At 58.2% G+C, this 9935-nt stretch carries 9 protein-coding genes; 3 read left to right on the top strand and 6 right to left on the bottom strand.

From position 1 onward, the window contains the following. The 5 genes from ACW81B_RS04145 to ACW81B_RS04125 all read right to left on the bottom strand — a co-directional run. A partial coding sequence (locus ACW81B_RS04145; RefSeq protein ID WP_491578951.1) for a type IV pilus secretin PilQ occupies positions 1-1380 on the bottom strand: 1380 nt, incomplete at its 3' end. Positions 1381-1458: 78 nt separating this feature from the next. Beyond that, complete coding sequence (locus ACW81B_RS04140) at positions 1459-2013, bottom strand: pilus assembly protein PilP (RefSeq protein WP_491578950.1); 555 nt, start codon at positions 2011-2013, stop codon at positions 1459-1461. Beyond that, positions 2010-2606 (bottom strand): type IV pilus inner membrane component PilO, encoded by a 597-nt coding sequence (locus tag ACW81B_RS04135; protein ID WP_491578949.1) that lies wholly within the window; start codon positions 2604-2606, stop codon positions 2010-2012. Before ACW81B_RS04135 ends, ACW81B_RS04140 begins: the two co-directional genes overlap by 4 nt. Then, on the bottom strand, positions 2606-3175 hold the full coding sequence (locus ACW81B_RS04130) for a PilN domain-containing protein (protein ID WP_491578948.1): 570 nt from the start codon (positions 3173-3175) through the stop codon (positions 2606-2608). The genes ACW81B_RS04135 and ACW81B_RS04130 overlap by 1 nt, the downstream gene beginning before the upstream one ends. After that, entirely contained in the window at positions 3175-4245 is a 1071-nt protein-coding gene (locus ACW81B_RS04125) for a pilus assembly protein PilM (protein WP_491578947.1), read from the bottom strand. The genes ACW81B_RS04130 and ACW81B_RS04125 overlap by 1 nt, the downstream gene beginning before the upstream one ends. Positions 4246-4438: 193 nt before the next feature. On the opposite strand from ACW81B_RS04125, the gene ACW81B_RS04120 reads away from it, so the two are divergent. From ACW81B_RS04120 to purT, 3 genes are read left to right on the top strand one after another with little or no spacing between them, the layout of a single operon-like run. Beyond that, entirely contained in the window at positions 4439-6937 is a 2499-nt protein-coding gene (locus ACW81B_RS04120) for a penicillin-binding protein 1A (protein ID WP_491578946.1), read from the top strand. Between the two features lie 2 nt (positions 6938-6939). Beyond that, positions 6940-7551 carry a hypothetical protein gene (locus tag ACW81B_RS04115; RefSeq protein ID WP_491578945.1) on the top strand — a complete coding sequence of 204 codons (612 nt, stop codon included), beginning with the start codon at positions 6940-6942 and terminating at the stop codon, positions 7549-7551. A gap of 3 nt (positions 7552-7554) precedes the next feature. Next, positions 7555-8754 (top strand): formate-dependent phosphoribosylglycinamide formyltransferase, encoded by a 1200-nt coding sequence (gene purT / locus ACW81B_RS04110; RefSeq protein ID WP_491578944.1) that lies wholly within the window; start codon positions 7555-7557, stop codon positions 8752-8754. Here the strand turns inward: purT and ACW81B_RS04105 are convergent. Beyond that, positions 8735-9935: malic enzyme-like NAD(P)-binding protein (locus ACW81B_RS04105; RefSeq protein WP_491578943.1), on the bottom strand; the 1201-nt coding region annotated here is incomplete at its 5' end. The genes purT and ACW81B_RS04105 overlap by 20 nt on opposite strands.

Below are 9935 nucleotides of genomic sequence, written 5' to 3'. Positions count from 1 at the left end.
GCTGAGCCCGAACTTGACGCCCAGCTCGCGGGCAAAGTCGTTGTTGGCCAGCACAATACGTGACTCGATCAGCACCTGACGCACCGGGATATCCAGGCGTGATACCAGGCGGCGGATCTGCCCCAGTTTTTCCGCTGTATCCTGTACAAGCAGCGTATTGGTGCGCACGTCCACAGAGACTTTGCCGCGATCTGACATTTGCGAGCTGTCCTCACTGCTTAACAGCTCGGCAAGGTCGGTGGCTTTGGCGTAGTTGACCTGAATAAGGTCAGAGTACAATGGCGCCAGTTCCTCAATCTGCTTTATCGATTCGAGTTCGAGTTTCTCGCGTGCAGCGATTTCCTCACTCGGGGCGATCAGGATAACGTTGCCATTTTCACGCTTGGCCAGGCCCTTGGTCTTCAGCACGATATCCAGCGCCTGGTCCCAGGGGACATTCTGCATGCGCAGGCTCAGGTTGCCGGTCACTGAGTCGCTGACCACGATGTTCTGGCCGGTAAAGTCGGACAGCAACTGGAGTACCGAGCGGACCTCGATGTCCTGGAAGTTCAGGGACAGGCGTTCGCCGGTATAACCGAACTTCTCTTTTTTGGCCTGCTCTTTTTCTTCCTTGGTGGTTTCACGGATTTCTACCGTGAACTGGTTGTCAGTCTGGTAGGCAAGATGTTCATACTCACCGATCGGAGTAATTTCCATACGTACCTTGTCACCCTGGCTTTCGGTGTCAATCAGTTTGACCGGGGTGGCAAAATCCGTGACATCAAGGCGGCGTTGCAGCTCTTCCGGCAGGGAGGCGCCATTGAATTCCAGTATGATCTTGCCAGCTTCCTGTCGCATGTCGACGGGAATGGAGGGGTCGGAGAGCGTTACCACGACACGGCCTTCACCCTGTTCACCACGACGGAAATCAATGCCTGTAACAGCCGGAGCGATGCTCGCCGCGGCTGTTCCTGTAGCGGCGGCAGGCGCTGAAGACGTGATTCGCTGGCCACCGGTACCGAGAACAACAATAATCCGGTTTCCATCAGTGCGTGTTTCGTAGGGCACCATTTCAAAAAGATTCAGTACGACACGGGTACGGCCCTTGACCTCGACAGCGGTAACACTCTTCGCCGGACCGATGCCAATGGCCTGCGAGCGTTTCGAGAGTTCGCTTTTCGTCGCCGGCAGGTCGAAGGCAATGCGCGCCGGGTTATCGATGGTAAAACTTGCGGGGTTGGAGACGGGCTTGCTGAGTTCGAAAGTAATCTGAACCTGGTTACCCGGAAGTCCCGCAAAATTGATACTTTTCAGTGTGTTCAGCTGTGGTGCAGCGGCAACTGCCGTTTGCAGGCAGGCAACAAGCAGTAACATGCCCAGAACCAGAATACTGTTCAGCATCCTGTTGGTCGGCCTGTTTGATCCTCGCGCAGCATCCTTCCACATTGTGTGAATTGCATTCATCGTTTTTATCTCCAATTACTCGCTGAGTGCCAGAGATGCCTGGCGTTCAATCCATCCCCCGAGGCCATCAGGCACGATCTCGGTTACTTCAACTTCGGATTCTGTGATATTGACTATCTTGCCAAAATTCTGGCCAATATAGTTTCCGGGCTTGACGCGATGTATGGTGCTGTCACTCATGCGTACCAGTGCCCATGATGTCCCGTCGCGACCGAGCGTTCCCACCATACGCAGGCCATCCAGCGGTTCGGATTCAAGTGGTTCGCGGGGACGGTTGAAGTCGGGCGAGATGCCGCCGTTCGAAGCCTGTGCCACCTGTGATTTTGGCGTTGAGTAGCTTGGCGGCGTAAACGGGTCGCGCGCGTCCATCGCCTGGTACAGGTGTGTTTCAAACGGTGAAAATTCAGGCAACGGCTCAACCCGTGCATGCTGCCTTGACTTCACGCTTTCGACATAGCTGCGCAGGTCTTCGGTGTTGTTTCCGGCGCAGCCCACGATGCTGCCGGCCAGCAGGCCAGCCATGGTGATACGCGCAAATGAATTCAGTTTTCCCAGCGAATAATGAATCATTGGGCGCCCCCTTCCTCTTCTTCATCCATGTAACGATAGGTCTTCGCAAGGATGTCCATGGTCAGCTTGCCTTCCTTGTTTTCAGTGATGTTCACATCGTGAACCGTAACAATACGCGGCAGTGCGGCCACACCACTGACGAACTCGCCAAACTCGTGGTAGTCACCCTTGACACGAATGCTTATCGGAAGTTCTGCATAGAACTCCCTGGGGACTTCGGCCTGTGGTTTGAACAGCTCGAATTCCAGCCCGGCGGCAAGACCGGTCTGTGAGATGTCCACCAGAAGTTCTGCAACTTCCGTCTTGTTGGGAAGCTGTCGCAGCATGGCGCCGAACGATTCGCGCATTTCCGCCAGTTGTTGCTCGTAGGCTTCCAGGTTGGCGGCTTTCCTTGCACGGTTCTCGAAGGTGGTTCGCAATTCGACTTCCTTGCGTTCGGATTTTTCGAGTTGGGCGCGCTGGTCCTTGATGTCGAGCCAGTAGCCCGCACCCAGTACGCCGACGAAGACCAGTGCAATAACAAACACCCTGGCCGGCAGTGGCCAGTTGGCGATATTGCTCAGGTCGAGTTCATTGAGTTCCGAGAGATCCATCAGCTGTTTTCCTCCACGTCTTCCGCAGACGGGATAATCTGGTCGGCACGCAGCACAAAGGTTGCGGTCCGGCGGTTGTCTTCTTCCCTGGTTTCGATAACATCGAGACGGGGTTTGCCTATCCACTGCGAGTTATCGATGTTACGCATGTAGGCTGAAACCCTGGCGTTCGACTGGGCGACGCCGCTCATGGTAAGGCCGGTTCCCTTTTGCGAAATCGAGTTAAGGAAAACGCCGTCGGGCAAGGTATAAACCAGTTCATCCATCAGGTGGACACTCTGGGGACGACTGTGCTGCAACTGCTGGATGATATCCATACGTGCGAGCAGAGCGGTCTTGGTTTTCTCAAGATCCTTGATCCTGGCTATTTTCTCATCAAGCGCGGCGATCTCGGCGTCGAGGAACTTGTTACGGTTGTTCTGCTGCTCGATAAGTCCGTTTATCTGCATGTGTGTCAGCAGAATCAGCAGGCCAGCGACAATGGCCGTTCCAACGCCAATAACAGCGAACTGCTGCTGTTTCTCTTTGCGAAGTTCTTCGCGCCAGGGGAGTAGATTGATATGAGCCATTAGTCGAAACTCCTCAGTGCCAGCCCGCAGGCAATCAGTAGTGCGGGTGCATCGTTACTCAGTGACTGTGGCTTCACGCGTGAAGACAGCGACATGGATGCGAAAGGATTGGCAACCAGGGTTTCTACACCGAGGCGCTCCTGCAACAGATCGGTAATGCCCGGAACCGAGGCGCTGCCACCGGCGAGGATGATCTGTTCAACGCTGTTGTACTTGCTGGAACCGAAGAAAAACTGCAGGGAACGGCTGACCTGCTGGCACATGGCTTCCTTGAAGGGTTCCAGCACCTCGGGTTCGTAGTTCTCCGGCAGGCCGCCCTGGCGTTTCGCCATGCCGGCTTCTTCAAAGGAAAGCCCGTAACGACGCATGATTTCCTCGGTGAGCTGTTTGCCACCGAAGACCTGGTCGCGGGTATAAATCAGCTTGCTGTCGTGCAGCACATTAAGCGTGGTCATGGTGGAGCCCACATCAATGACCGCTACAGTCTTGTCGGAACCGTTATCCGGCACCTGGTCCTGCAACAACTGGAAGGCGTTCTCCGCGGCGTAAGCTTCGACATCGACCACCTTGATGTCGAGACCGCCGTTTTCAACCGCGGCGGAGCGCATATCGATGGTTTCCGTGCGGCAGGCCGCCAGCAGGACATCCACCGTATCCGGGTTGTTGTCAGAGGCGCCGAGGACCTCAAAGTCCAGGCTGACCTCTTCCAGCGGATAGGGAACGTATTGATCCGCTTCCATCTCTATCTGGCTGTGCAGCTCGTCGTCCGACAGGTTGTTGGGCATCGGGATGACTTTGGTGATCACCGACGAGCCGGCCACTGCGACAGCGGCATTGCGCGTATGGGCGCCTGCGCGTTTCATCGCCCGCCGTACGGCTTCACCCACGGCTTCCACATCAGTAATGTTCTTTTCGACGACGGAATTGGGCGGCAACGGCTCTACCGCGTAGCTTTCGACGCGATAACGGTTCCCGTTTCGGCTGAGTTCGAGTAGTTTTACCGCTGAAGAGCTGATATCGAGCCCGACGACCGGCGGTTTTTTCCGTGTAAACAGTTGCGCGATCTGCACCGTTATTTCCCTTTAAATTCACTGCAATTGCAGTGTATTGATACGGTTATGGATTAGAGAGCAACACCAAATCATTGTCAATCAAGTGCTCTTTATCCTCTTTGGTTCGATTCAGAGTATCGGACGCTTTATACTGAAGTTTAGGAATCCAGCTGATTTTAATTTTGAACCCCATCACATCTCCGCCAAATTTATGACACTTCGCCCCCGTTTTTTGCGTTTTTTGCTGGCTTCAGCGCTTGCAGCGTCGGTAGCCATCGTTATCGTCATTGTCGCCGCATACTTTTATATATCGCCCCAGCTGCCCCCCATCGAGCGCCTCAAGGACGTTCAGCTACAGGTGCCGCTGCGGGTCTATGCGCAGACCGGTGAGCTGATGGCGGAGTTTGGCGAGCAGCACCGTGAACCGGTGCGCTACGAGCATTTACCCCAGGCGGTGATCGACGCCATCCTGGCGACCGAGGACGATCGTTTCTTCCAGCACCCCGGTGTGGACTACCAGGGACTGCTTCGCGCCGCGGTCACACTGATCAGCACCGGGGAAAAGCGCCAGGGCGGCAGCACCATTACCATGCAGGTAGCACGTAATTTCTTTCTCAGTCGCGAAAAGACCTATTTACGCAAACTCACGGAAATCCTGCTGGCACTGAAAATCGAGCGTTACCTGACCAAGCAGGAGATTCTCGAGCTGTACCTGAACAAGATCTATTTCGGGCACCGTGCCTACGGTATCGGTGCAGCGGCACGGGTCTATTACGGTGCCGATATCGATGAACTGACGATCCCGCAGATCGCCATGATCGCCGGTCTGCCCAAGGCGCCTTCGTCGAACAACCCGGTCAGCAACCCGACACGTGCCTTGCAGCGGCGTAATTACGTACTGGGGCGCATGTATTCACTGGGGTTTCTCGATACGGACAGCTACCGGGAAGCACTGAATACACCTGACAATGCCAGTCTGCACAAGGCAGACGTCGAGTTGGAGGCGCCCTGGGTCGCCGAAATGGTGCGTAGCTATATGCTGGAGCAATATGGCGATGAGGCCTATACCGCGGGCTACAACGTCTACACCACCATCGATGCAGGACGGCAGCGCGCGGCCAACACCAGCGCGCGCAAGGCACTGCTGGATTACGACCGGCGGCACGGTTATCGCGGCGCAGTACGCCATATCGAGCTGGAAGAGCCGTTTGATGAAGACCGGATTGCCACGGTGCTGAAAGAGGTGCGGCCCTATGGCGTGCTGAAACCGGCAATCGTCATTGACGCCGGGGCAGAGCGGGCACAACTTGTACTGCGTGACGGCAGCAGCGCTGAGCTGGACCTGGAAGGCGTGACCTGGGCGCGTCGCTATATCACCGTTAACCAGCGTGGATCCAAAATCCGTCAGGTAGATGAAGTACTGAAGCGCGGTGACGTGGTGTACATTCAGGCGCTGGATGAAGGTCGCTGGCAGTTGGCGCAGCTGCCCGCTGTGTCGGGCGCGCTGGTATCGGTCAGGCCACGGGATGGTGCGCTGCAGGCGCTGGTCGGTGGCTTCGATTTCTATCTCAGCAAATTCAACCGTGCGCTGCAGGCGCAGCGCCAGCCCGGCTCCAGTTTCAAGCCGTTTATCTACTCCGCGGCACTGAACAAGGGCTACACGGTCGCCAGCCTGTTTAACGATGCACCGGTCGTATTCGACGACCCTTCGCTGGAAACCACCTGGCGACCGGAAAACTACAGTGGCAAGTTCTATGGGCCAACGCGCATGCGCGAGGCGCTGACGCGGTCGCGTAACCTGGTGTCCATCCGCTTGCTGCGCGCCATCGGGCCACGCTATGCCGCGCGCTATGTGCAACGTTTTGGTTTTCGTCCCGGGCAGGTACCCAAAGACCTGTCGCTGGCGCTGGGCAGCGGTACCGCCACGCCGCTGGAAATGGCGCGCGCCTACAGCGTCTGGGCCAATGGCGGCTTCTATGTCGAGCCATTTTTCATCCGTGAAATACGCGATGTGCGCGACGAAGTGCTGTTTCGCGCCAACCCGCCGATTGCCTGTGACGATTGTGAAACTGATGAAAACAGCGAAAATACCGGTAATGTCGATCAGGAACAGCAGGATGCGCGGATACCCGACACCTCTGTGGAAGTCGTCGACAGCCTGACGGAGCCTGACGAAACAGAAGCACCGGCAGACGAAGTACCCGCGCCGGTTTACGCAGACCGTGTTGTCGATACGGCCAATGTCTACCTGATGACCTCGATGATGCAGGATGTTGTGCGACGTGGCACCGGCCGTCGCGCCATGGCGCTGGGCCGCAAGGATCTGGCCGGAAAAACCGGCACCACCAACGATCAGCGCGACGCCTGGTTCTGCGGTTTCACTACACAGCTGGTAACCACGGTATGGGTCGGTTATGACCGGGTCCAGCCGCTGGGCAATGGTGAAACCGGCAGCCGCGCCGCGTTGCCGATGTGGATTTCCTATATGGACGAGGCGCTCAAGGGTGTGCCGGAATCCGTCATGCCACAGCCCCCCGGCCTGATCAGCGTGCGCATCGATCCCGCCACCGGCCTGCGTATGCCACCCGGACAGAGTGGGGGTATGTTTGAGATCTTCCGCCCCGAGCATGTGCCGCAACAATACAGCCAGCCGGCCACGGCCGGGGAGACGGGGGAATCGACCGATAGCGCGGTTGAGCCACTGTTCTGACCATGGCAAAAGTTTCAGGCAAAGGGATGCAGATGCGGGTGCGTATTGCGCAGGAGGCCGCACGCCTGATGGCGGAACAGGGCATTTCCGATTTCTACGTGGCCAAGCGCAAGGCGGCACGCCAGCTGGGCGCGCCGGATACACGCAATATGCCCCGTAATGCCGAGGTGGAAGAGGCTCTGGCGTCCTACCATCGGCTGTTCCATGCCAGAGAGCAGGCCGGGCACCTGGCCGACCTGCGTCTCGGCGCCACGCAGGCCATGCGCTTCCTGGCGGACTTCAGTCCGCGGCTGGTCGGTTCGGTGCTGAGCGGCACCGCCGGGCCGCACTCGGACATCAACCTGCACCTGTTCGCCGATACCGCGGAGCAGGTTGCGCTGTTCCTGATGGAACAGAAAATTCCCTATGACAGCAAGTTGAAGCGCTTCAGGCTGGGTGGCGATGAAACACAGGAATTCCCGGTGTTCGGTTTTCGCGCCGGCGAACATGCCGTGGAGCTGACCGTGTTTCCCCGCGAGGGCCGCCGTGAAGCACCGCGCAGCCCGGTGGACGGCAAGCCGATGAGCCGCGCAACACTCCAGGATGTCGAACTTTTGCTAAACGAGTCGGACTGAATCATGAAAATTGGCACACCCTTATCCACTACGGCAACCCGTGTGATGTTGCTGGGCAGCGGCGAACTGGGCAAGGAAGTGATCATCGCCCTGCAACGCCTTGGCGTGGAAGTGACGGCGGTCGACCGTTACGCCGACGCACCCGGCCACCAGCTTGCACATCATGCACACGTCATCGATATGGCCGATGGCGCTGCGCTGCGGGCGCTGATTGAAGACGTGCAACCGCACATTATCGTGCCTGAAATCGAGGCCATTGCGACTGACACCCTGGCGGAAGTCGAGCGCGATGGCCTGGCTCGCGTGGTTCCGACCGCACGTGCCGTTCAGCTGACCATGAACCGTGAAGGCATCCGCCGGCTTGCCGCCGAACAACTGGGGCTGCCGACATCGGCCTACGCGTTTGCGGAAAGTCTTGACGGGCTTGTCACCGCTATCGATAACGGTATCGGTTATCCCTGCATCATCAAGCCGGTGATGTCGTCCTCGGGCAAGGGGCAGTCGCTGGTGCAGAAGGCTGAACAGCTGGCTGAGGCCTGGGCCCATGCAAAGTCCGGCGGGCGTGTCGACCGGGGTCGGGTCATTGTCGAGTCTCTGGTGCGTTTTGATTACGAAATCACCCTGCTGACGGTACGGGCCATTGGCGCATCGGGCGAGATCGAGACAAGCTTCTGTGAACCGGTCGGTCATATCCAGAAACAGGGTGATTATGTCGAAAGCTGGCAACCGCAAGCCATGAGTGAGCCGGCCCTGGCACGTGCACAGGAAATCGCCCGTGCTGTTACAAACAGCCTGGGCGGTTGCGGCCTGTTTGGTGTGGAGCTGTTTATCGCCGGCGACGATGTGTGGTTCAGTGAAGTCAGTCCACGTCCGCACGACACCGGCATGGTGACGATGATTACCCAGTGGCAGAATGAGTTCGAGCTGCACGCGCGCGCCATCCTGGGCCTGCCGGTCGATACATCATTGCGCAACCCGGGCGCGAGCGCCGTGATCTATGGCGGGATGGATGAAAAAGGCATTGCCTTCACCGGCGTCGAGCAGGCGCTTGCGGTGCCAGGCAGCGACCTGCGTTTGTTCGGCAAGCCGGAAGCTTTCCCGCGGCGACGCATGGGGGTGGCGCTTGCGCGCGGCGAAAACGTCGCACAGGCACGTGAACGCGCCGCGAAATCTGCGGCACAGGTCAAGCCGCTGGCGCCCTGACCTGTGGTGCGGTTTTGTAGTGTTTTGGAAAACCGCAGCGCGCCACACCGGAATCAATCGCCGCCTGGGCCACGGCCGGCGGCACAAAGTCCATCAGGCGCGGGTCGAACGGTTTGGGAATAATGTAGTCCGGCCCGAACGCCATGTGCTCCTTGCGGTAGGTGCGCAGAATCTCATCCGGTACCGGTTCATGCGTCAGGGCGCGCAGTCCTTCGACGGCTGCCATCTGCATGGCTTCATTGATGGCGCGTGCGCGCACATCCAGCGCGCCACGGAAAATAAACGGGAAGCCCAGCACGTTATTCACCTGGTTGGGGTAGTCGCTGCGCCCGGTGGCCATAATGATGTCTTCACGAACCTTGTGTGCAAGCACCGGACTGATTTCAGGGTCGGGGTTTGACAGGGCAAAGACTATGGGTTGTTCCGCCATGCTGGCGAGCATCGCCTCGCTGACCAGGTTGGGACCGGATACACCGATGAAAACATCCGCGCCACGCATGGCATCGGCGAGCGTCTCCCGTTTCGTATCGACGGCGAACTCCTGCTTGTAGCAATTCAGGTCATCGCGCGAGGTGCGGATAACGCCCTTGCGGTCAACCATAAAGATATTGTCCGCACTGGCCCCCAGTGCTTTCAGCAGGCGCATCGAGGCAATACCGGCCGCACCGGCGCCAAGGCAAACAATGTGCGCATCGGCGAGTGCCTTGCCCTTGATCTCCAGCGCATTGAGCAGGCCGGCGCAGATAATAATGGCCGTGCCGTGCTGGTCATCGTGGAACACCGGCACGTCCAGTTTTTCGATCAGCGCCTGCTCGATTTCAAAACAGCGTGGCGCGGCGATGTCTTCAAGGTTGATACCGCCAAAGCCGCTGGCGATGCGTGTCACGGTGTCGATGAAGTCATCTGTGCTGTCCGCTTCGACCTCGATATCGTAGACATCGATATCGGCAAAGCGCTTGAACAGCACCGCCTTGCCTTCCATCACCGGCTTGCCGGCCAGCGCTCCGACATTGCCCAGCCCGAGTACGGCCGTGCCATCGGTGATCACCGCCACCAGGTTGCCCTTGCCGGTGTAGCGGAAAGCATCATCGGGGTCGGCTTCTATGGCGCGTACCGGTTCGGCGACCCCCGGGGTATAGGCCAGCGAGAGTTCCTGCTGGGTCGTGCACGGCTTGGTGACG

It is taken from the genome of Thiogranum sp. (assembly GCF_058323355.1).
This window is presented reverse-complemented; position numbering and strand designations above follow the sequence as displayed.

Bases quoted from the DNA above. Each gene is read 5' to 3' on its own strand.
- ACW81B_RS04135 (WP_491578949.1), bottom strand. From the start codon at position 2,606: ATGGATCTCTCGGAACTCAATGAACTCGACCTGAGCAATATCGCCAAC.
- ACW81B_RS04130 (WP_491578948.1), bottom strand. From the start codon at position 3,175: ATGGCTCATATCAATCTACTCCCCTGGCGCGAAGAACTTCGCAAAGAG.
- ACW81B_RS04120 (WP_491578946.1), top strand. From the start codon at position 4,439: ATGACACTTCGCCCCCGTTTTTTGCGTTTTTTGCTGGCTTCAGCGCTT.
- ACW81B_RS04140 (WP_491578950.1), bottom strand. From the start codon at position 2,013: ATGATTCATTATTCGCTGGGAAAACTGAATTCATTTGCGCGTATCACC.
- ACW81B_RS04115 (WP_491578945.1), top strand. From the start codon at position 6,940: ATGGCAAAAGTTTCAGGCAAAGGGATGCAGATGCGGGTGCGTATTGCG.
- purT (WP_491578944.1), top strand. From the start codon at position 7,555: ATGAAAATTGGCACACCCTTATCCACTACGGCAACCCGTGTGATGTTG.